Below are 20,627 nucleotides of genomic sequence, written 5' to 3'. Positions count from 1 at the left end.
CCATGCAGCCATGCCCCCACGCGGCGCTCCATCATCACCGCGGAGGTCCAAGGCGGCACGAAGCGCAGCACCAGCACCACCAGCCAGGACAGCGCCAGCCACGACACCGCCAGCATGGCGAGCAGGCGCAGCAGGCGGCGGAGGGCGGTGCGCGGTGGTGGCATCGTCGTGGCGTCGACCTTGGGCGGCAATCCCGGAGAGTATAAGCGGCCCATTGTCCCGAGCCGGCCCCGCCCCCACTTCACCCGATTCACCGTGTCGAGGTCATCTGCTGTGGAAAACGTGCTTGTCGAGGACGTGCTGCATCGCTTCGTGCTCGAGCGCGCCGGTGTGCGCGGCGTGCTGGTGCGGCTGGGCGCAGCCTGGCGCGAGGTCGCCGGGCGCTCGGACTACCCGCAGCCGTTGCGCGAACTGCTCGGCCAGAGCCTGGCCGCCAGCGCGCTGCTGACGGGGAACATCAAGCTGGACGGCGCGTTGTCGATCGAGCTCAAGAGCAGTGGTGCGCTGCGTCTGCTGTTTACCGAGTGCAGCGACCAGGGCCGCCTGCGTGGCCTTGCACGCTGGAACGATCCCTTGCCCGCGGCGCTGGACCTGTCGGCGTTGCCGGACGCGATCATGGCGATCACCATCGGCCACGCCGAGCGCGGGCAGCGCTACCAGGGCCTGGTCGAGCTCGGCCAGCCGGACCTGGCGGGCGCCCTGGAGAACTACTTCCGCCTGTCCGAGCAGTTGCCGGCCCGCCTGCTGCTGGCGGCCGACGGCGAGCACGCGGTGGGCGTGATGCTGCAGAAGCTCCCCGGCGAGGGCGGGCACGGTGCCGTCGAAGACGAGGACGCCTGGGACCGCGTGCTGCACCTGACCGGCACGCTGGGCCGCGAGGAGATGCTGGCCACCGCGCCGGAGCAGTTGCTGTACCGCCTCTACCACGAGGAAACCGTGCGGCTGTTCGAGCCGCGGCCGCTGGCGTTCGGCTGCAGCTGCTCGCGCGAGCGGGTGGAATCCATGCTGCGTTCGATCGGCCGGGACGAAGTGGAGGCGGCACTGGCCGCGCGCGATGGCGAGATCGAGGTGATCTGCGAGTTCTGCGCCCAGCGCTACACCTTCGACCGCATCGATGCCGAGCACGTGTTGAGCGGCGGGTTGAGCGCGGATACCTCCACGACGTCGCAGTAGGTCCGCAGGGCAGGCCTCAGCCGCCCCTCGTGGGGGTCAGGCCACCGCGGGCGTCGGGTCGGCAGGCAGCCACACACTGATCGGCTGCGGGCGGGCGAACAGGAAGCCCTGGCCGTAGCGGCAGCCGACGCGCATCAGTGCCTGCCGCTGGTGTTCTTCCTCGATGCCCTCGGCGATCACCAGCATGTTCAGCGAATCGGCCAGCACCTGGATCGCGCGCACCACCGCCAGGCCCTGGGCGTCGCCCTCGCGCGGCAGCTCGGTGATGAAGGAGCGGTCGATCTTGAGCGTCTCGAACGGGTACTGGTGCAGGTAGCTCAGCGACGAGTAACCGGTGCCGAAATCGTCCAGTGCCACGCGCACGCCGCGGCTGCGCATGTTCTCCAGGATCCGCTTGACCTGCGCCGGGTTGTCCAGCAACGCGCGCTCGGTGACCTCGATGCGGACCTGGCGTGGCGGCAGGCCGTGCTCGGCCAGCAGCGCGAGCAGGCGCGCATCCAGGTCCGGCAGGCGGAAGTGGCGGCCGGAGACGTTGATGCTGACGAAGCCATCCTTGCCGAGCAGCCGCGGCGCCTGCGCACAGACCTGCTCGAAGATCTGCCAGTCGATGCTTTCGGCGCAGCCGGCTTCCTCGGCGATCACCAGGAACTCGCCCGGGGCGAGCAGGCCGCGATCGGGATGGTGCCAGCGCAGCAGTGCCTCGTAGCCGACCACGCGGCCATCCTCCAGCGCCACGATGGGCTGGTAGAACGGCACGAACTCGTTGCGGGCCAGGCCGCGGCGCAGGTCGCTTTCCAGTTCCAGCAGCGACAGCGCCTCGCGACGCAGGCGATCGTCGAACACGGCCGCGCGGTGCCGCCCTTCGTCCTTGGCGCGATACATGGCCGCGTCGGCGTCGCGCAGCAATTCCTCCGGTTTCTGGTAGTGCGGGCCGGGCAGCGCCACGCCGATCGAGGCGGAGGTGAAGATCTCCTTGGCGCCCAGCCGGAACGGCACCTGCAACTCGCCGATGACGCGCTCGGCAACCGCCACCGCCGTGCCCGGGTCGACGACGCCTTCGAGCAGCACGGCGAACTCGTCCCCGCCCAGCCGCGCGACCACGTCGCGCGTCTTCAGGCATGCGCGGATACGCCCGCCGACCTGGAACAGCAGGTCGTCGCCGACCAGGTGGCCGACCGAGTCGTTGATGACCTTGAAGCGGTCCAGGTCGATGAACAGCACCGCGAACGCGCCCTCGTCGGGATCGGCGCGGTAGCGCTCCAGCGCCTGTTCCATGCGTTGCAGCAGCAGGGTGCGGTTGGGCAGGCCGGTCAGCGAATCGTGCAGGGTCTCGTACTTGAGCCGGCGCTCGACGCGCTCGCGCTCGGCGATCTGCTCGCGCAGGTCGCGGTTGGCCAGCGCCAGCGCGCGGGTGCGCTCGGTGACGCGACGCTCCAGACCGGCATAGGCCTGCTTGAGCGATTCGGCCGTGTGCTTGCGTTGCAACGCGTTGGCGATGTGGTAGCTGACGAAGGTGAGCAGCTCCTGGTCGCGCTCGTTGTAGGTGTGCTCGGGGGTGTAGCTCTGCACCGCCAGCACGCCCATCACCTTCTCGCCCCACACCAGCGGCACGCCCAGCCAGCAAAGCGAGTGCGTGCCCTGGCGCTCGATCTCGCCAAGCGCGGTCAGGCGTTCCAGCTCCGCCGAGTCGGCCAGCAGCGGCTTGCCGTGGCGCAGCACGTACTCCGTGGCGCCGCGACCGTGCAGGCGCGGCGCCGGCACGGTATCGACCTCGTCGACCGAGTAGGGAAAGGTCAGCTGGCCGCTGTCCTCGTCCACGAGCGCGATGTAGAAGTTCCGCGCGTAAAGCAGGCCGCCGATGACCCGGTGGACGGCCGCATAGAAGGTATCCAGGCCTTCGGAGGTGCTGGCCAGCTCGGCAATGCGGAACAGCGCCGCCTGCAGCCGTTCGCCGCGCTGGCGCTGCAGCACCTGCTGGCGCAGCACGCGGTTGGCTTCGCGCAGGGCGGCCGTGCGGTCGGTCACGCGTCGCTCGAGCTCGGCCTGCGCCTGGCGCTTCTCCAGCGCCGCCTGCACGTGCTGGGCCACATAGCAGAGCAGCTCGCGGTCCTGGGGGGTGTACTGGGTGTCGGCGCGGTAGCTCTGGATGACGATGCCCCCGACCACCTTGCCCTCGCGCAGCAGCGGCACGCCCAGCCAGTGCTCGCAGTCGGGGCCGATCAGCACCAGCCGGTCGGGCACCGTGCGGTTGAGCTCCTCGATCGAGCCCATCATGGCGCGCCCGCCCTTGAGCAGGTTCCAGGTCAGGCTGTGCTCGAGGTCGGCCAGCGGCACGCTGTGCTCGGGCGAGGGCGGATCGCGGTCGGCGGCATCGGCGTAGTACGGGAAGCGCACGCTGCCGGTGGCCTCGTCGTACAGCACGATGTAGAAGTTCTCCGCGTACATCAGGCTGCCGACGATGCCGTGCAGTGAACGCATCATCTGCGTCATGTTGCGTTCGGTGCCCGCCTGTTCGGCGATCGCGTACAGCGCCCGCTGCAGGCGTTCGGCCAGCGCCAGGCGGGAGATTGCCTCGTAAAGCCGCGCGGTCTCGGCCTGCTGGCGCATCCGCGTGCCCGCCAGGCGGCCAAACCAGGCCAGCCGATCGCGGAGCGGCTCGGACAGCGGCGCTTCCGGTTCCAGCACCAGCACGCGCAGCCCCTGCGGGTCCTCGGCCAACTCCAGCCGGCCGGTGGCGGGCACGTCGTCGCTGCCCGGCTGACGCCAGCCCAAGCGGGCACGCACGTGCCAATCCGACAACAGTGTCTCGCAGACGGCTGCCACGCTGCCGGCATCCGCCGCCCCGAACAGCCGCTCGACCGCCCGATGCAGCGCTTCCCGGTCGGCCGGGAACGTCGGGGGCTCGCGGTTGGGGGGAGCCGGGTTCATGGCGGTCTGGAAGTTTCCGTGGCGGGGCCGTGTCGCGACTATATCGTGGGTGGCGGGGTTTGTCGGAGTCCGTTTTTCCTGTTTTTCATCCCGGGGGAACCCTTTTTTCACCTCGTGGTCTACCGGCTTGGGATATGTGCCTGGGTTCACCGTTTGCGGCACCGGCCGCTTGCGGCGGGGTGTTAGGTAAACGTAAAGGAGCTATACTTTCCCCAACGGCTGGCATACGCCCGCCGGCCACTTGCCGACTGCTCATCACCGACCTCATGCGCCGCTTGTTGCCCCTGCTGACTTTGCTGATGCCGCTTGCCGCGGCAGGGCAATCGCTGGGCGGGAACCCGAACGCGCTGGCGTCGCAATGGCTGTATCAGGCGCCCGGCAAGGCGGTCGATCTGGGCTATGGCGTCGCGGTGCCCCTGTGGCGCGACCGCGATGGCCGCATGCTCATGCTGCGGGCGGACGCGCAGTCGCCCGGGGCCAGCCCGCTCGGGGATGCGCCGTTGTCGTTCCCCGTGGCGGGCGCCGGCAGCGTGAGGTCGACCGACCTCCAGTACGGCCTGGATCCCAACCTGCAGATCCACGCGGGTCTCAGCGAGCACAACGCGATTTCCCACGGGCCCCGTGTGGTCGGCAGCGAGATCGGTGCCACCTACAACCTCGGCCGCTACAGCGTCGGCCTGAGCGTGGCCGCCGACAGTACGCCCGACAAGCGCCTGCCGCGCGTGCTGCCGGGTGCCACGCCGGGCGTCAACGGCCTGCCCGACTTCGACAGCAGCGCCCAGCTCAATGCCAGCGGCCGCGTGGCGGTCGGTGGGCAGAGCGGGATCGACCTCGGCGCAAGCGTGGGCCGCATCCGCCTGCTGCCTGGCAACGTCCTGGGCATCAACACGCTGGACCAGAAGGCGCTGAGCTTCGGTGTCGACCATGGTCCGCTCAGCGGCACGCTCGTCGGCCGTACCATGCAGCCGGCGCTGCCGGGTGGTTATTACGGCGACAAGCGCTGGAGCAGCATCGACCTGGGCGTCACCCTGCGGCTGCCCTGGCAGGGCGAGCTGAGCATCGGTGCGCAGAACCTCTGGTCGTCCGGTTCGTCGGTGCCGACGCCTGCGGGGCCGGAGCCGGACCAGTCGCGCACGCCGTACGTGCAGTATCACCAGGACCTGTAACGCGGGTTCCGGCAAACGGGGCAAACGGAAAAAGGCCGTCGCATGCGACGGCCTTTTTTGTTGTCCAGTCGGATAACCGCTTCCTGGCTCGGGTCGGGGAAAATGAGTCAATGCGACGGTGCGCAGCGCCACGCAGCGTCCCCGTCAGCGCCACCTCGCCATCCGGCTGCCATCCATGGAAGAACGTCACGGGCGGCTGTGATGCGATCGGCGCAAACTCGCAGGACGCGCCCCAGCCGGGCCTGCCCGGGGTCGGGGCGCGCTTCGCTCAATCCTTCTTGCGGATCCGCAGGTCGCCGCTGAAGGTTTCCACGTGGATGCGGCCATTGCTGCCGCCCACCTCGGCGTTGAGCTCGCTCCCGGGACCATGGTCGTGTTCGACGGCCTGCCCGAAATCGCTGCGCAGGTCGCCGCTGAAGCTGCTGGCGTGGATGGATGCGGACAGGTCGGCCGGCACCATGATCTGCACGTCGCCGCTCATGCTGTCGATGTCGATGCTGCCATGCCCCGCCACGCCACCGTTGAGCTGCACATCGCCCGAGACGGTGCTCAGGTTGAACTTCTGCCACGGCCCGCCCGTGGCCTGGATGCGGCCGGAGACGGTCTGCAGGTCGGCTTGGCTGCCCAGAGCAGGGGCGAGGATGTCGCCGCTGACGGTCTGCAGGTCAGCCCGCTCGGCATGACCGGATTGCTGCACGGTACCGCTCACGCTTTCGACCGACAGATCCGGCGTGCGGGCGTCTATCCGCACGCGACCGCTGACCGAGTTGACCGAGATATTGCCGCCGTCCATGCCGTCGATGCCGAGCGGTGCGCTCACCACGTCCACGTCCAGCGAAGCGCCCTTGGGCACATGCAGCTCGAGGCTGGTATCGCCCATCGAGTTGTCGCCGTGCCAGTTGAACCACCCGTGCGAGCCGTCGTCCTTGGGCTTGACCTTGATCTCCAGGTCATCGTTGCTGCCCTCGATGGCCAGCGGCGCGGCGCCCTCGCCGAGGGTCCCGGTGACCTGCACCTGGTTGCGGTCCCAGGCCGTGATGGTGACCTGGCCCTTGACGTTGCTCACGCTGATGCGTGCGTTGGGGCTGGCTGCGTGTTGCAGGTTGATCGGCGTATCGGCCAGCGCCTGGCCGATGCACAGGGCGAGCAGCAGAGGGAGAAAGCGTACGGTCTTCATGGATGGTTCCTCGAAAGGGGTTTCAGCCTGCCTGCTGGTCGAGCTGGCGCAGTCGCGATTGCTGCTGGTGGGTGCGCGACAGGAGTCGCTGCAGTCCCGCCGAATGGGGGGCCTGTTCCAGCGCCTGCCTGAGTTCCAGGCGCGCGGCATCGAGCTCGACGGCGGCACCGGCCAGGCGCGGGTCGTCCGGCTTCCATGGCGCCTGGGTAGCTGCCGTGGCGGTGCTGCCCTGCTGCGGCGCGATCACGGCGCCCTGGCGCAGGCTCAGACCCACCGCCAGCAGGCTCAACCCGGCGAAGCTGGCGGCGAGCAACCAGCCCGGGCGGGCGCTGGTGCGTGCCGGCTCAGCCGGCTCCAGCGCGGCGTCGATGCGCGCCCACAGGTCGTGGGGCGGTACGACCGGCGCGCGCAACTCGCGCAGCTGGCGACGCCATTCGAATTCGTTCATGAGGGCTCTCCGGGTTCGAGCATCCGGCGCAGCAGGCCGCGGGCACGGTGCAGTTGCGCCTTGGACGTACCGACGGCCATGTCCAGTTCGCTGGCGATTTCCTCGTGGCGCCAGCCTTCCACATCGTGCAGTACCAGCACCGCGCGTGCGCGGGGCGGCAGTTTCGCGATGGCTCGCTCCAGCTCTTCGCGCTCGGCCGCACAGAAGGGCACCTCGCCGGGATCGGGCAGGTCCTCCTCGCCGACGAAGCCTACGGGCTGGGCGCCCCGCGAGCGGATGTCCATCAGTGCCACGTTCACCGCCAGCCGGTAGAGCCAGGTGCCGAAGGCGCTTTCGTGGCGGAAATCGGCCAGCTTCTGCCAGGCTCGCACGAAGGCGTCCTGGGTCAGGTCTTCGGCGCGGGCATGGTCGTAGCCGGCCAGCCGGTACACCGCGCCATAGACGCGGTCGACATGCTGGCGGTACAGCCGCTGGAACGCCTGGCGATCGCCCCGGGCCGCGGCGCGCGCGTCATCGGCGTCGGACCACGCAACGGGCGGTGGGGGCATCGGGCTTCCGGTGGCGAGGCAGGCGGCATCCATCTTGCCAGCTTGGATGCGTCAGGGCGGCGGAGCGTTTAACGCCACAGCCGATTGTCGGGGGTTCGTCCCCCGGCATCCCCGGCGGGCAGGGACACCGCGATGCATGGTCCGCGCGAGGAGGGCGCCGTGGCCCCTCTCCCCGGCGGAGAGAGGGGCCACAAGCCTCAGGCCGTGGCGGCGCGGGGCGCGGTGTCGGCGGCCAGGGCGCTGGCCACGCGCTGCTGTTCCTGGCGCAGGCGTTCGGGCATGCGCGGGGCGAAGCTGTCCAGGTACCCGCCAATCGCATCGAGCTCGGCCTGCCAGCCGGCGGTGTCGATGCCGAGCAACTCGCTGGTGGACTCGCGTGGCAGGTCGAGGCCGTCGAGCTTGAGTTCGCCTTCCGTCGGCAGGATGCCGATCGGCGTCTCCACGCCGCGTGCCCTGCCGTCGACGCGATCGATCATCCACTCCAGCACACGCAGGTTCTCGCCGAAGCCCGGCCACAGGAACTTGCCGTCCTTGCCCTTGCGGAACCAGTTGACGTGGAAGATCTTCGGCAGCTTCATGCCCGGCTTGTCGAACGACAGCCAGTGCGCGAAGTAGTCACCGTAGTGGTAGCCGCAGAACGGCTTCATCGCCATCGAGTCGCGACGCAGCACGCCGACCGCGCCGGTGGCAGCGGCGGTGGTCTCCGAGCCCATCGCCGCCCCCATCAGCACGCCGTGTGTCCAGTCGCGCGCCTCCATCACCAGCGGCAGCAACGAGGGGCGGCGACCGCCGAACACGATCGCGCTGATCGGTACGCCCTGCGCGTCCTCGGCCTTCTCCGACCAGGTCGGGCACTGCCTTGCACTGACCGTGAAGCGCGAGTTCGGATGCGCAGCCGGACCGTTGGCCGGGTCGTAGGGGCGGCCCTGCCAGTCGGTCACGGGCGTCCCCGGGAGGCCCTCCCACCAGGGCTGGTTGTCGGCCGTGACCGCGACGTTGGTGAAGATGGTGTCGCGGGAGATGCTCTTGAGCGCGTTCGGGTTGGTGTCGTTGCTGGTGCCCGGCGCGACGCCGAAGAAACCGGCTTCCGGGTTGATCGCGTACAGGCGGCCGTCCGCGCCCGGGCGCATCCAGCAGATGTCGTCGCCCACCGTCCAGACCTTCCAGCCGTCGCGGCTGTAGCCCTCGGGCGGGATCAGCATGGCCAGGTTGGTCTTGCCGCAGGCGGAGGGGAAGGCGGCGGCCACGTAATGGGTCTCGCCCCTGGGATTCTCCAGCCCGACGATCAGCATGTGTTCGGCCAGCCAGCCCTCGTCGCGGGCCTGGTTGGAGGCGATGCGCAGGGCGTGGCACTTCTTGCCCAGCAATGCATTGCCGCCGTAGCCCGAACCATAGGACTTGATCGTGCGCTCCTCCGGGAAGTGCATGATGAAGCGGCGCTCGGGATCGAGTTCGCCGGTCGAGTGCAGGCCCTTGACGAACGTGCCTTCGCGCTCGATGCGCTCCTGGGCGGCCTTGCCCATGCGGGTCATGATGCGCATGTTGGCGACCACGTACGGGCTGTCGGTGATCTCCACGCCGCAGCGCGACAGGGGCGAGTCGATCGGGCCCATGCAGTACGGGATCACGTACATGGTGCGGCCTTCCATGCAGCCGTCGAACAGCGCGTCGATACTGGCGTGCGCCTCGGCCGGGTCCATCCAGTGGTTGTTCGGGCCGGCGTCTTCCTGGTTCCTGTGGCAGACGAAGGTCAGGTGCTCCACCCGCGCCACGTCGGACGGGTTGGAGCGGTGCAGGTAGCAGCCGGGATGGGTGTCCTGGTTGAGCTCGATCAGGGTGCCGTCGGCCAGCATCTCCTTGACCAGCTGCTGGTACTCGGCCTCCGAGCCGTCGCACCAATGGATCTGCGCCGGTCGCGTGCGCGCCGCCACTTCGTTCACCCAGCGCTCGAGCGCTTCCAGCTTGCTGGCCATGATGTCCTCTTCAAGGTCTTAGGAAAAAACGGTTCCGGAACGCTAGTTTGCGTGCACTGGTATTGCAAGGTTGAGTGCAGCAAAAGGCGCGCGCAGACGCGCGTGACCCCGCCCCTGAAGGGCTTATCAGGCCGGAATCAATGTCGCGATCATGTGTTCCACGTAGGCGTCGAAGTCCTCGTGGCTGATACGCGGGAGGCCAAGCGTGAAATTGAGCTGCAGGAAGCCGACGTAGGCGGCGTAGGTCAGCCGCGCGCGGTTGAGTGCCTCCGGGGCGGACAGGCCGGCCTGGCGGAAGGCGGTGGCGAGGAACTCGGTACGCCGCTGTGACACGCGCGCCATCACCGGCACCACCAGCGGGTGGTCCAGCGCCTTGAGCAAGGCCGCGTAGACGCGGTGGGGCCGCAACTCGTGGGCCACCCGGCGGAACAGTTCCGGCAGCCGCTCGCGTGGATCGGCGATCGCCTCGATCTGGGCGATGACTTCACGCTCGCCATACTGTTCCCAGCGTTCCAGCGCCGCCTGCAACAGCGCCTCGCGGGTACGGAAATGCCAGTAGAAGCTGCCCTTGGTCACGCCCAGCCGGCGCGCCAGCCCTTCCACCGCCAATGCTCCGACGCCCTGTTCGGCGATCAGGTCCAGGGCGGCGTCCTCCCAGTTCTCGGCGGACAGGCGGGTGCGTTCGGACTTGCTGCTGGCGTTCATCCGCGCATGGTAGCGCTTGTGGGCGGCCAGGCGACAGGCGGGCACGGCAGGGGCGCCCTCCCTCCTGGGGAGCTGCTCGCGGACAGTTGACCTCGCGCCACGGCCAAACCATACTCGTGCGTATGGTTCAGCTTACCCACTTCGACGCTGCCGACGGCGTGTCCCTCGCCGTGGAAACGCGCCACCCGGCCGGCTCGCCCACGCTGTTGTTCGCACACGGCTTCGGACAGACCAGGGGAGCCTGGAATGGCGCCGCCGACGCGCTGGCGGCACGGGGGTGCCGTTGCGTGAGCTTCGACAGCCGCGGCCACGGCGAGAGTGGCCGGCTGGCCGACGGTGATTACCACATGGACCAGTTCGCCGGCGACCTGTACGCCCTGGCGCAGGCCCAGCCCGAACCGCCGGTACTGGTCGGTGCCTCGATGGGTGGCCTGCTGGGCCTGGTGCTGGCCGGCGAGGCGCGCCCGGCGCCGTTCCGCGCGCTGGTGCTGGTGGACATCACGCCGCGCTGGGAGACGGCGGGCGTGGAACGCATCCTGGCCTTCATGCAGGCGCACCCCGACGGATTCACCGATTACGCCGAAGCGGCCGAGCAGGTTGCGGCGTACCTGCCGCAACGGCGAGGACGCAAGAGCGAGGAGCAGCTCCGGCCACTGCTGCGCGAAGGCGCGGATGGCCGTCTGCGCTGGCACTGGGACCCGGCACTGCTCGCCGGCGTGGTCAACGAGAGCGAACGCTACCAGCCGCGCCTGCTGGCCGCGGCCGCACGCGTGGACGTGCCGGTGCTGCTGCTTTCGGGCGAACGCAGCGACGTGGTCTCGCGCGACACCGTGGCCGAGTTCCTGCGGCTGGTGCCGCACGCGCACCACGTCCAGGTGCCTGGTGCCACGCACATGCTCGCCGGCGACGCCAACGATGCGTTTACGCGGGAAATCGTTGCCTTCATCGAAGATCCAGACCGGGGCGGCGCCACGCGTCGTCCTGCCATACCGCAAGAGGTGCATTGACATGTCCGTGTTGCTGACCCTGCTGGCCGCGATCGTCGCGACCGGCGCCTGCGCCTACCACCGCACGAGCCTGCGCACCTGGGCCATCGCCACGGTGGCGGCCACGCTGGTGGCAGGCGTGCTGACTGGCGCCTGGGTGACGATGACCGTGCTGCTCCTCATCGAGCTGCTGATCGCCGTCCCGCTGCTGATGCCGGCGTTCCGTCGGCGCAAGATCAGCGCGCCCCTACTCAAGCTGTTCGCCCGCGCCACGCCCGCGCTCTCGGCCACCGAACAGACCGCGCTGGAGGCCGGTACGGTCGGCTTCGAGGGTGAGCTGTTCTCCGGCATGCCGGATTGGAGGCAATTGCTCAGGCAGCCGAAGCCGGAGCTGAGCACCGAGGAGCAGGCCTTCCTGGACGGCCCGGTCGAGCAGCTCTGCAGCATGATCGATGACTGGCAGATCACCCACGAACTGGGGGACCTGCCACCGGAGATCTGGGAGTTCATCAAGAAGAACAGGTTCTTCGGGATGATCATTCCAAAGCAGTACGGCGGCCTGCAGTTCTCCGCGCTCGCGCACTCGGCCGTGCTGCAGAAGCTCGCCACCATGTCGGCCACGGTGGCCTCCACGGTCGCCGTGCCCAACTCGCTCGGGCCGGCCGAGCTGCTGCTGCACTACGGTTCGGAGGAGCAGAAGAACCACTACCTGCCGCGCCTGGCGGTGGGCGAGGAGATCCCCTGCTTTGCGCTGACCGGTCCGTACGCGGGCTCCGACGCGACCTCGATTCCCGACTACGGCATCGTCTGCAGGCAGCTGGTCGACGGTGTCGAGACGCTGGGCGTGAAACTGACCTTCGACAAGCGCTACATCACGCTCGCCCCGATCGCCACGGTGATCGGCCTGGCTTTCCGCCTGTACGACCCCGAGCACCTGCTGGGCGAGACCGAAGACCTGGGGATCACGCTGGCACTGTTGCCGCGCTCGACCCCGGGGCTCGAGATCGGCCGCCGCCACTTTCCGCTCAACATCCCGTTCCAGAACGGACCGATCCACGGCAAGGACGTGTTCGCGCCGCTGTCGACCATCATCGGCGGCCCGCACATGGCTGGCCAGGGCTGGCGCATGCTGGTCGAGGTGCTGTCGGTGGGTCGCGCCATCTCGCTGCCGTCCAACGCCACCGGCGCCATGCGCGCCTCGGCGGCGGCGACCGGCGCCTACGCGCGCATGCGCAAGCAGTTCGGCCTGGCGATCGCCCGCTTCGAGGGCGTGGAGGAAGCGCTCGCGCGGATCGGCGGTTTGACCTACGCGACCGCGGCGCTCTCGCGCGCCACTGCCGCGGCGGTCGACCGCGGCGAGAAGCCCGCCGTGACTTCGGCGATCGCCAAGTACCACGCCACCGAATCGGCGCGCCAGGTCGCCAGCGACACGATGGACGTGCATGGCGGCAAGGCGGTGCAGCTGGGCCCGAAGAACTACGCCGGCCGCGGCTGGGAGAGCGTGCCGATCGCGATCACCGTCGAGGGCGCCAACATCATGACGCGCAGCCTGATGATCTTCGGCCAGGGTGCGATTCGCTGCCATCCCTATGTGCTGAAGGAGATGCAGGCGCTTTCGATCGCCGACTACGGCGAGAAGCTGCGCACTTTCGACCGCCTGCTGTTCGGCCATATCGGCTTCGGCATCTCCAACGCGGTACGCAGCTTCGTGCTGGGTGTCACCGGGGCCTCGATCGGCCGGAGCGCGGGCGATGCCTACACGCGCCGCTACTACCGCAAGCTCGATCGCTACTCGGCCGCGTTGGCGCTGTGCGCCGACGTCTTCATGGGCGTGCTCGGCGGCAAGCTGAAGTTCAAGGAGAAGCTTTCGGCGCGCCTGGGCGACGTGCTGTCCTACCTCTACATCGCCAGCGCCATGCTCAAGCGCTACGAGGACACCGGCCGTCCGGAAGCCGACCGCCCGCTGCTCGCCTGGGCCTTCCACGAGTGCATGTGGCGCACGCAGATGGCGCTGGATGGCGCGATCCGCAACTTCCCGGTCAAGCCGGTCGGATTCCTGCTGCGCGTGCTGGTGTTCCCGTTCGGGCGCCGCGAAGTGCCGCCGTCGGATCGGCTGGGGCGCCGTGTGGCGGCCATCCTCACCGCGCCGGGCGAGGCGCGCGACCGCTTGACCGAATGGGTCTACCTCACGCCGACCCCGAACAACACGATCGGCCGCATGAACACCCTGCTGCCGGACGTGGTCGCGGCCGAACCGGTCGAGCGCAAGTTCGGCAAGGCGCTCAAGGCGGGCCAGTTCCACGCCCACGATTACGAAGGCCAGCTCGCCGAGGCCGTGGCCGCCGGCGTGATCAGCGAGGCCGAGGCGGCGCTGCTGCGGCGCGTGCGCGATGGGGTTTTCGAGTTCATCTCGGTCGACGACTTCGACCCGTCCGAGCTTGGCGCCAAGGTGACCCGGGCCGATCGCCGGCACGAAGCCGAGCCGCAGAAGCGCATCGCCTGAGCAATACCGCATGTCGGGCCCTCTCCCGGGGAGAGGGCTGGCCGGGGGGGGCGGGGCTCGCGGGAGAAGTTCGCGTGCCGGCCGGCATTCCAGGCATCTCCCCCTCTCCGGAGGGGAGAGGGGGGGCAAGGCAGGGCAGTTGGCTAGGGATCGACCGTCGTCGTCGGCACCGGCAAGGCGTCACGGCCTGGTCGGGTTTCCCGGCGTAGCCAGCAGGGAGGCACGATGAGTCCGCGCCGCACCGCCGCGACCAGCAGCACCGCGGACGCCAGCGTGCACAGCGTCAGCGCGACCACCGAGGCCTCCGCGCCGAACACCCCGCCACTCAGCCAGTCAGGCCCGCTGCGGGTGGACACCAGCCAGCCATCCGCCGTGGTACCCGAGACCGGGATGCCGAAAACGGTGCCCTGCATGAAATTCCACGCCGCGTGCAGGCCCATGCAGACCCACAGCGAGCGGGTAACCAGGTAGATCAGCGCCAGCAGAATGCCGGCCTCGATGGCGATGGCCAGGCCCGCCCAAAGCGTGGCGCCTGGATTGCTGAGGTGGGCGGCGCCGAAGAACAGCGCCGAGACCAGCAAGGCGATCCAGCTGCCGAGGCCTTCTTCGATGATGCGGTAGAGCACCCCGCGGCAGATGATTTCCTCGCCGATGCCCGCGCCCAGGCCCACGGTCATTGCGGCGAGCACCCAGTGCGCATCCGGGTTGGTGCCGACGACGTGGTAGCTGCCGAGCAGCCACAGCGCCCCGACGACGGCACTGAACAGCAGTGCGCCGGCGGCCAGGCCGAGTGCACCGTCCGGCGCGAGGCGGCGCCAGGCCAGTTCGCGCAGCGGTCGGCGTTCGATCAGCTTGACCAGTGCCAGGTAGGCGAGCAGCGGTGCCACGGCACGGAAGCCGAACTCACGCAGGCCCCTGGCAGCCGCGCTTTCCGCCGGCCCGGCCGGAACGAGCCAGGACAGCATGCTCGCGACCACCAGCAACAACGTGAAGAAGACCAGCCGGGCCACCGGCGAGAACACCAGCCAGCGCTGCCAGCGCGGGGCATCGGTGGGCGTGACAAAGGCGAGGCGGTAGCCGTGCATGCGATTCCCCTGGGTTGGTCAGGGCACGTTAGCAGCGCGCGCGGCTGCCTTCCCAGTGGATGAGGTCACCCCCGGCCCCTGTGTGAGCGCAGCTGCGCGCGACCGGAAGGCCCACGGTCGCGCGCAGGTGCACTCCACACGGCGATCACACCTCGACCGAGGCGGCGTGCTCGCGCGTGGCCGAGAAGCGCACCTTTGGCCAGCGCTCCTGCGCCAGCTGCAGGTTGACCCGCGAAGGCGCCAGGTAGACCAGCTCGCCGGCCGCGTCGATACCGAGGTTCATCGCGTTCTTCTCGCGGAATTCCTCGAGCATTTTCGGGTCGTCGCAGTGCACCCAGCGCGCGGTCGCCACGCCGACCGGGTCGAACGAGGCGTCCACGCCGTATTCGTCCTTCAGGCGGTAGGCCACCACGTCGAACTGCAGCACGCCGACTGCGCCCAGCACCAGGTCGTTGCTCATCAGCGGGCGGAAGAACTGGGTCGCGCCTTCCTCGGACAGCTGGGCCAGCCCCTTCTGCAGCGCCTTCATCTTCAACGGGTCGCGCAGGCGCGCGCGGCGGAAGAGTTCCGGCGCGAAGTTCGGAATGCCGGTGAAGCTGAGGCTCTCGCCCTCGCTGAAGGTGTCGCCGATCGAGATCGTGCCGTGATTGTGCAGGCCGATCACGTCGCCGGGATAGGCGCTTTCGACGATCTCGCGGTCCGACGCCATGAAGGTCAGCGCGTTGGCGATGCGCACCTCCTTGCCGGTGCGTGTCTGGATCATCTTCATGCCGGCCGAGTAGGTGCCCGAGCAGACGCGCATGAATGCGACGCGGTCGCGATGTGCGGGGTCCATGTTGGCCTGGATCTTGAACACGAAGCCGGTGAGCTTCTCCTCGTCGGGCGCCACCGCACGCCCCAAGGTGCCGCGTGGGCGCGGACTCGGCGCGTGCTCCACGAAGAAGTCCAGCAGCAGCTGCACGCCGAAGTTGTTCACCGCGGAGCCGAAGAACACGGGGGTCAGCTTGCCGGCGAGGTAGTCCTCCAGCACGAACGGGTTGGAGGCGCCCTGCACGAGCTCCAGTTCGTCGCGCAGCTCGGCGAGCATCTCGGCGCCGACCGCGGCCTCCAGGCCCGGTGCGTCCAGTCCCTTGAAGATGGTCGAGTCCTGCCGGGTGAAGTTCTTGCCCGGCTCGTAGACGTGCACCTCGTCCAGCAGCAGGTGGTAGACGCCCTTCAGGCGCTTGCCCATGCCGATCGGCCAGGTCACCGGGGTGCAGGCGATGCCCAGCACCGACTCGACCTCGTCGAGCAGCTCGATCGGCGAGCGGCCCTCGCGGTCGAGCTTGTTGATGAAGGTCATGATCGGCGTGTCGCGCAGGCGGCACACCTCCATCAGCTTGATGGTGCGTTCCTCCACGCCCTTGGCGCAGTCGATCACCATCAGCGCCGAGTCCACGGCGGTGAGCACGCGGTAGGTGTCCTCGGAGAAGTCCGCGTGGCCCGGGGTGTCGAGCAGGTTGACGATCTTGCCCTCGTAGGGGAACTGCATCACCGAGGAGGTCACCGAGATGCCGCGCTCCTTCTCCAGCGCCATCCAGTCCGAGGTCGCGTGGCGCGCGGCCTTGCGGCCCTTGACCGAACCGGCCATCTGGATCGCGCCGCCGAACAGCAGCAGCTTTTCGGTCAGCGTGGTCTTGCCCGCGTCAGGGTGGCTGACGATGGCGAAGGTGCGGCGGCGGCGGGTTTCGGACAGGTGCGTGGACATGCGGCGGCGGAACTCGGGTGCGAACCGCCCATTATAGGCTGTTTGCGAGGAGCGGCTCGCCCGCAAAGGCGGTCGCTCCGGTGCGTTTGACGTGACGGGTGACGCGTCGTAGCGTCTGGCTGGCTCGCGATCGAGCACGGCGTCGCCACCTTCTTCTGCGGATCGCCTCGGCCATTTCCCGCCCAACACGGACGGCCGCATCGATAGGAGGGGACGCTGCTTCCAACCCAAGGAGCAAAGCCATGGATAGCCCGAAGATCGTTGCCTCAACGCTCGCTGCCGCCTTGCTGTTGGCCGGCCCGTGCGCCGCCCAGTCCGTGCATCAGAACGTGGTCCCCCCGGTCGTTTCGCCGGCGACCCCCGGCACCCAGAAAAACCGTTGCGAAAATCTTGCGATGCTGGCCGGCAGCGCAGCTGCCGCGCGCGACAACCATGTGACCGAGAACCATTTCATCGGCACGCTGGGCAACCGCCCCGATGCCGGGACGCGGGCCATGCTCGACAGGATCTACGCGAGCAACGACAGCGCCGAAGCCTGGCGCACGAAGATGCACGACGCCTGCGCGAAGAACATCAAGTGACCTGAGGCGTAGTGCGCGGCGACATGCAGGGATGTGGCCTGTGCGCGACATCCCTGGTCGCCGTCCCGGAGCCCTCCACTTGCCCTGGCCGGTGCCGCGCGCCAGGCGTTGTTCACACGCACACCACCGTTGGCGGGCGTAGCGTCACGCGCGCGTCGCATGTGCGCGCGCTGCCAAAGGAGGTGGATCATGAAACGTGTCGCCATCCTGTTCGCGTCGTTGATGCTGTTCGCGGTGACGGGCTCGACCCTTGCCCAGGACGCCAGGCCATACAGGGAAGGGCCGGTCCGGGAAGTCAGCTTCATCAAGATCAAGCCCGGCCAGTTCAACAACTACATGAAATACCTCGACGGGCCCTACAAGGCTGCGATGGAGGCCAGCAAGAAGGCCGGGCTCATCACCGGCTATTCGGTCTACGAGGCGCAGCCGAGGACGCCGCAGGACGCCGACCTGATCCTGGCAGTGACCTATCCGAACATGGCGGCGCTCGATCGTACCGACGAGGCCGATGCAGTCCTTGCAAAGGTGATGGGTTCGCGGGAGGCGCAGGACAAGGCGGCGATGGATCGCGAGTCGATGCGCGAGCTGCTCGGCAGCCAGCTGATCCGCGAACTGATCCTGAAGTAGCGCGGTTAAGGCGGCATCGCCCGGGAGGCCCCTGGCCCCACGGCAGGGGCCTTCCATTCACCGGCCCGGATCTTCTCCCAGCAAATCCTCGTAGAACGCGCCGAAGGGCTCGGTCGGATGGGCGATCTGGATCTCCAGGACCCACAGGCCTGCCGAGGGCGTGTCCTCCAGCGTTCCCAGGTCGCCGGCCTTGTGCACCGCGTGCGGATAGTCGCCGAGGCGGTGCCCCTTGATGGCGTGGTTGAAGCGCCAGCCCATGGCTTGCGCCCGCTCGGCCGCGAACCCGTACAGTGCGCGGCCACTCAGGCCCTGGTTGCGCCAGGCGCCGGCCACTTCGCCGAACAGCGTGCGGGCGGCCTCGGCACAGGCGGCGTAGCGGGGTGCCGCGCCGATGGCGAAGGTGTCGCCCACGTCGCCCTCGTGACCGTCGAAAACCAGTCCCAGGTCGATGAAGCAGATGTCCTCCTCGCCGAGCCGGACGTCCGGGTTCGAGCGCTGGCGGTAGGTGAGCGTAGTGTTGGCGCCGATGCGGATGATCGGCGGGTGCCAAAGACGCTCGACGCCATGCCGCAGGAAAATCTCGCCCGCCACCGCTTTGGCCTCGTCCTCGCCGATGCCGGGCCGTAGCCGCTGGCGGATCTCGTGCAGCACCACCCAGCTGCGCTCGCGGGCGCGTTGCATCAATACGCCGTCATAGCGCCTGCCCACCGCCTCGCGGTTCACGCGTCACTTTCCGTGACGGCCCGGAAGGTGACCACCAGCACGTCGCGGTGCGCCGGCTGCGTGGGATCGACCGGCGTGACCCCCGTGACGCCGTGGAACACCCGGGCATCGTCCACCAGCGCCGCGTCGAACGGGCGGGTGAGCGTGAAGCTGCCGAGCAGATGGCCGTCCGCGGCGTGGATGGTGGTGGTGCCGCTTTCGATGTTGGTACGGCCGACCAGCAGTACGAGCACATAGTCCACCCCGTCGCGATGGACGCCCTCGGGCGTCGGCTCCCCTGCCTGATCGGCGCGCGCCTCGATGCGGAACTGGTGCACCTCCACGTGCCAATGCGTCACCAGCGGTGCAAGCGCCCCGAAGAAGCCGTGGCAGAAGTCGAGGATGCGACGGAGGCTGGGACCCTCGGCCGTGACTGGCTCGAACCAGCGCCGGATATCGCCCTGCAGCGTGTTGTAGGTCTTGCTCTGGTAATGCGGCTGGTGCGCCAGGCGGCGGATGCCCTCGGCATCGGCCGAGAACACCGCGTGGCGGCGGCGCCGGTGGCGGCCCACCGAGGCGAGGTAGGTGTCGGGCGCCAGCTCGTTCCAGCTGGCGGCGAAAACTGCCCAGTCGGGCAGGGAGCCCGCGCCGAGCAGTTCCTGCATGGTGCCGGCGGCAACGAAGGCGAAGCCGTCCTGGCGGAGCTGTTCGTGCAGCGCGGGGAGTACGAGGCTCATGGTTGGTGTGGGCGGGGAGGGGGCATCAGCATACGCCCGATCCCGGGCCCACTCCGCCGATCTCGACCACTCTCCCCGATCTCGAGCCCTCTCCTCTGCAGGGGGAGGGTTCCGGTGAGGGGCCGGGCCCGCGGGGAAGCTGTTCGTATGGTGGGGCGCTCTCTTTTTTGCGCTGTAGCTGGTCTGTCGCAAGTGGCTCCCTCACTCCGGTCCCATCCCCACAGCGGGCATAATTTGCGCCTTCGTCTTTAGGATAAAAAGACATCCAGACGTCTATACGTCTATTGACACAAACATTCTACAGCGCCAGAATCCTCTCACTCATCGAGACCGGCGGAGGGATAGGCCCTTTGATGCCGGGGCAACCTGCGGGAAGCGTTCCCGCGACGGTGCCAATTCCTGCGGGGCGCTGGTCGCCGCCGAGAGATGGGCGTGATTCGTCGCTGACGTCAGATCGTCGGCGACGGGTGGCGACCTTTCCGGTTCCCGCGGGCGATGCCCACGGAGACCCCGCATGACCGCCCAGCCGCTGCCCCTGACCGCATCGTCCGCCGCCCTGTCGCCGCGTGTGGACGCCCGCATGGGCGGCCTCACCGCGCAGCGCAGCACGCGGCGGCTGACACTCTCCCCGAAGTACGGCCAGGGCGCGCGCGAGGTCGACGTGCGCTATCTCTGGTGCGGTGCGGCCGATGCGCCGACCGTGATCGTGCAGGGCGGAATCTCGGCCAGTCGCGACGTGACCGCTTGCGACGCGGCCGCCGGCTGGTGGCAAGCGCTGGTCGACGCCGGTGCGGCGATCGACCTTGACCGCTACCGGGTGCTCTCGATTGACTGGCTGGCGCCGGTCGAGCTGGGCGTCGAGGCGATCTCCAGCGAGGACCAGGCCGACGCGCTGGCCGCGTTGCTGGAGGCCCTGGGCATCCATCGCGCGCACGCCTTCGTCGGCGCCTCGTATGGCGCCATGGTGGCGCTGGCCTTCGCCGCGCGGCACCCGCGCGCACTGGACCGCTTGGTAGTCCTGGCCGGCGCGCACCGGCCGCATCCGCTTGCTTCGGCCCAGCGCAGCGTGCAACGCGGCATCGTGCGTCTGGGCGTGGCCAGCGGCCAGGCCGACGAGGCGCTCGGCCTGGCACGCCAGCTCGCCGTCACCACCTACCGCGGCCGCGAGGAGTTCGCCCGCCGCTTCGCCGGCGCACCGGAGTTTCGCGACGGTCGTTTCCGCCTGCCGGTGGAGGACTACCTGGAACACCAGGGTCGCCGTTTCGTCGAGCGCTTCGATGCAGAGCGCTTCCTCGCCCTGTCCGAATCGATCGACCTGCACGACGTCACGCCCGAGCGCATCCCCACGCCTGCCACGCTGGTCGGCTTCGCCTCCGACCTGCTGGTGCCGTTGGCCGACCTGTGCGAGCTGCAGCGGCGGCTGCACGGCCCCACCACGCTGGAAGTCCTCGAGTCGCCCTACGGGCACGACGGCTTCCTCAAGGAAACCCACCAGCTCGCGCCGCTGCTGCGCGCCGCGCTGGCCTGAACCCACGGAGCAT

General features: G+C 69.0%; 17 protein-coding genes and 1 riboswitch. Of the genes, 7 read left to right on the top strand and 10 right to left on the bottom strand.

Annotated features, from left to right (window positions below; translation table 11 throughout):
• The first annotated feature begins 273 nt into the window (after window positions 1–273).
• Complete coding sequence (locus VFH59_RS05400; protein WP_325163862.1) at window positions 274–1,173, top strand: Hsp33 family molecular chaperone HslO; 900 nt, start codon at window positions 274–276, stop codon at window positions 1,171–1,173.
• 36 nt (window positions 1,174–1,209) lie between these two features.
• Here VFH59_RS05400 and VFH59_RS05395 read toward each other — a convergent pair whose 3' ends face one another.
• Window positions 1,210–4,101 carry an EAL domain-containing protein gene (locus VFH59_RS05395; protein ID WP_325163861.1) on the bottom strand — a complete coding sequence of 964 codons (2,892 nt, stop codon included), beginning with the start codon at window positions 4,099–4,101 and terminating at the stop codon, window positions 1,210–1,212.
• 266 nt (window positions 4,102–4,367) lie between these two features.
• Here VFH59_RS05395 and VFH59_RS05390 point away from each other — a divergent pair, with 266 nt between their 5' ends.
• Entirely contained in the window at window positions 4,368–5,267 is a 900-nt protein-coding gene (locus VFH59_RS05390) for a hypothetical protein (protein ID WP_325163860.1), read from the top strand.
• Between the two features lie 268 nt (window positions 5,268–5,535).
• Here VFH59_RS05390 and VFH59_RS05385 read toward each other — a convergent pair whose 3' ends face one another.
• From VFH59_RS05385 to VFH59_RS05365, 5 genes are all read right to left on the bottom strand, one after another.
• A complete protein-coding gene (locus VFH59_RS05385; RefSeq protein WP_325163859.1) occupies window positions 5,536–6,444 on the bottom strand; it encodes a DUF4097 family beta strand repeat-containing protein in 909 nt (302 codons plus the stop codon).
• 22 nt (window positions 6,445–6,466) lie between these two features.
• On the bottom strand, window positions 6,467–6,892 hold the full coding sequence (locus VFH59_RS05380; protein WP_325163858.1) for a hypothetical protein: 426 nt from the start codon (window positions 6,890–6,892) through the stop codon (window positions 6,467–6,469).
• Complete coding sequence (locus VFH59_RS05375) at window positions 6,889–7,440, bottom strand: RNA polymerase sigma factor (RefSeq protein WP_325163857.1); 552 nt, start codon at window positions 7,438–7,440, stop codon at window positions 6,889–6,891. Before VFH59_RS05375 ends, VFH59_RS05380 begins: the two co-directional genes overlap by 4 nt.
• 197 nt (window positions 7,441–7,637) lie before the next feature.
• A complete protein-coding gene (locus VFH59_RS05370) occupies window positions 7,638–9,413 on the bottom strand; it encodes a phosphoenolpyruvate carboxykinase (GTP) (protein WP_325163856.1) in 1,776 nt (591 codons plus the stop codon).
• A gap of 126 nt (window positions 9,414–9,539) precedes the next feature.
• Window positions 9,540–10,118 (bottom strand): helix-turn-helix domain-containing protein, encoded by a 579-nt coding sequence (locus VFH59_RS05365; protein ID WP_325163863.1) that lies wholly within the window; start codon window positions 10,116–10,118, stop codon window positions 9,540–9,542.
• A gap of 122 nt (window positions 10,119–10,240) precedes the next feature.
• Between VFH59_RS05365 and VFH59_RS05360 the strand changes: the two genes are divergently transcribed.
• Together VFH59_RS05360 and VFH59_RS05355 are read left to right on the top strand one after the other, a co-directional pair.
• Window positions 10,241–11,125: an alpha/beta hydrolase gene (locus VFH59_RS05360; protein ID WP_325163855.1), complete on the top strand. Its 885-nt coding sequence runs from the start codon at window positions 10,241–10,243 to the stop codon at window positions 11,123–11,125.
• A gap of 1 nt (window position 11,126) precedes the next feature.
• Window positions 11,127–13,607: an acyl-CoA dehydrogenase gene (locus tag VFH59_RS05355; protein ID WP_325163854.1), complete on the top strand. Its 2,481-nt coding sequence runs from the start codon at window positions 11,127–11,129 to the stop codon at window positions 13,605–13,607.
• A gap of 143 nt (window positions 13,608–13,750) precedes the next feature.
• Here the strand turns inward: VFH59_RS05355 and VFH59_RS05350 are convergent, their stop codons facing one another.
• Complete coding sequence (locus VFH59_RS05350) at window positions 13,751–14,692, bottom strand: type II CAAX endopeptidase family protein (RefSeq protein ID WP_325163853.1); 942 nt, start codon at window positions 14,690–14,692, stop codon at window positions 13,751–13,753.
• A 145-nt stretch (window positions 14,693–14,837) separates the two neighbouring features.
• Window positions 14,838–16,439: a peptide chain release factor 3 gene (locus tag VFH59_RS05345; RefSeq protein ID WP_325163852.1), complete on the bottom strand. Its 1,602-nt coding sequence runs from the start codon at window positions 16,437–16,439 to the stop codon at window positions 14,838–14,840.
• Window positions 16,440–16,681: 242 nt separating this feature from the next.
• On the opposite strand from VFH59_RS05345, the gene VFH59_RS05340 reads away from it, so the two are divergent.
• Together VFH59_RS05340 and VFH59_RS05335 are read left to right on the top strand one after the other, a co-directional pair.
• On the top strand, window positions 16,682–17,020 hold the full coding sequence (locus VFH59_RS05340) for a hypothetical protein (protein WP_325163851.1): 339 nt from the start codon (window positions 16,682–16,684) through the stop codon (window positions 17,018–17,020).
• A 189-nt stretch (window positions 17,021–17,209) separates the two neighbouring features.
• Window positions 17,210–17,647, top strand: coding sequence for a hypothetical protein (locus VFH59_RS05335; RefSeq protein WP_325163850.1), 438 nt, complete (start codon window positions 17,210–17,212; stop codon window positions 17,645–17,647).
• Window positions 17,648–17,704: 57 nt separating this feature from the next.
• Here VFH59_RS05335 and VFH59_RS05330 read toward each other — a convergent pair whose 3' ends face one another.
• On the bottom strand, window positions 17,705–18,370 hold the full coding sequence (locus VFH59_RS05330; RefSeq protein ID WP_325163849.1) for a M24 family metallopeptidase: 666 nt from the start codon (window positions 18,368–18,370) through the stop codon (window positions 17,705–17,707).
• Entirely contained in the window at window positions 18,367–19,086 is a 720-nt protein-coding gene (locus VFH59_RS05325) for a 2OG-Fe dioxygenase family protein (RefSeq protein WP_325163848.1), read from the bottom strand. Before VFH59_RS05325 ends, VFH59_RS05330 begins: the two co-directional genes overlap by 4 nt.
• 318 nt (window positions 19,087–19,404) lie before the next feature.
• A riboswitch (SAM riboswitch) is annotated at window positions 19,405–19,519 on the top strand.
• A gap of 81 nt (window positions 19,520–19,600) precedes the next feature.
• On the opposite strand from VFH59_RS05325, the gene metX reads away from it, so the two are divergent.
• On the top strand, window positions 19,601–20,614 hold the full coding sequence (metX, locus tag VFH59_RS05320) for a homoserine O-succinyltransferase MetX (RefSeq protein WP_325163847.1): 1,014 nt from the start codon (window positions 19,601–19,603) through the stop codon (window positions 20,612–20,614).
• Window positions 20,615–20,627 lie beyond the last annotated feature (13 nt).

The organism is Frateuria sp., assembly GCF_035695185.1.
Classification (GTDB): Bacteria; Pseudomonadota; Gammaproteobacteria; order Xanthomonadales; family Rhodanobacteraceae; genus Frateuria_A.
This window is presented reverse-complemented; position numbering and strand designations above follow the sequence as displayed.

What these genes read in the sequence shown, in the direction of transcription:
- VFH59_RS05355 (WP_325163854.1), top strand. Translation starts at nt 11,127, where the DNA reads ATGTCCGTGTTGCTGACCCTGCTGGCCGCGATCGTCGCGACCGGCGCC.
- VFH59_RS05350 (WP_325163853.1), bottom strand. Translation starts at nt 14,692, where the DNA reads ATGCACGGCTACCGCCTCGCCTTTGTCACGCCCACCGATGCCCCGCGC.
- VFH59_RS05325 (WP_325163848.1), bottom strand. Translation starts at nt 19,086, where the DNA reads ATGAGCCTCGTACTCCCCGCGCTGCACGAACAGCTCCGCCAGGACGGC.
- VFH59_RS05375 (WP_325163857.1), bottom strand. Translation starts at nt 7,440, where the DNA reads ATGCCCCCACCGCCCGTTGCGTGGTCCGACGCCGATGACGCGCGCGCC.
- VFH59_RS05340 (WP_325163851.1), top strand. Translation starts at nt 16,682, where the DNA reads ATGGATAGCCCGAAGATCGTTGCCTCAACGCTCGCTGCCGCCTTGCTG.
- VFH59_RS05390 (WP_325163860.1), top strand. Translation starts at nt 4,368, where the DNA reads ATGCGCCGCTTGTTGCCCCTGCTGACTTTGCTGATGCCGCTTGCCGCG.
- VFH59_RS05380 (WP_325163858.1), bottom strand. Translation starts at nt 6,892, where the DNA reads ATGAACGAATTCGAATGGCGTCGCCAGCTGCGCGAGTTGCGCGCGCCG.
- VFH59_RS05345 (WP_325163852.1), bottom strand. Translation starts at nt 16,439, where the DNA reads ATGTCCACGCACCTGTCCGAAACCCGCCGCCGCCGCACCTTCGCCATC.
- VFH59_RS05360 (WP_325163855.1), top strand. Translation starts at nt 10,241, where the DNA reads ATGGTTCAGCTTACCCACTTCGACGCTGCCGACGGCGTGTCCCTCGCC.
- VFH59_RS05370 (WP_325163856.1), bottom strand. Translation starts at nt 9,413, where the DNA reads ATGGCCAGCAAGCTGGAAGCGCTCGAGCGCTGGGTGAACGAAGTGGCG.
- metX (WP_325163847.1), top strand. Translation starts at nt 19,601, where the DNA reads ATGACCGCCCAGCCGCTGCCCCTGACCGCATCGTCCGCCGCCCTGTCG.
- VFH59_RS05335 (WP_325163850.1), top strand. Translation starts at nt 17,210, where the DNA reads ATGAAACGTGTCGCCATCCTGTTCGCGTCGTTGATGCTGTTCGCGGTG.
- VFH59_RS05385 (WP_325163859.1), bottom strand. Translation starts at nt 6,444, where the DNA reads ATGAAGACCGTACGCTTTCTCCCTCTGCTGCTCGCCCTGTGCATCGGC.
- VFH59_RS05395 (WP_325163861.1), bottom strand. Translation starts at nt 4,101, where the DNA reads ATGAACCCGGCTCCCCCCAACCGCGAGCCCCCGACGTTCCCGGCCGAC.
- VFH59_RS05365 (WP_325163863.1), bottom strand. Translation starts at nt 10,118, where the DNA reads ATGAACGCCAGCAGCAAGTCCGAACGCACCCGCCTGTCCGCCGAGAAC.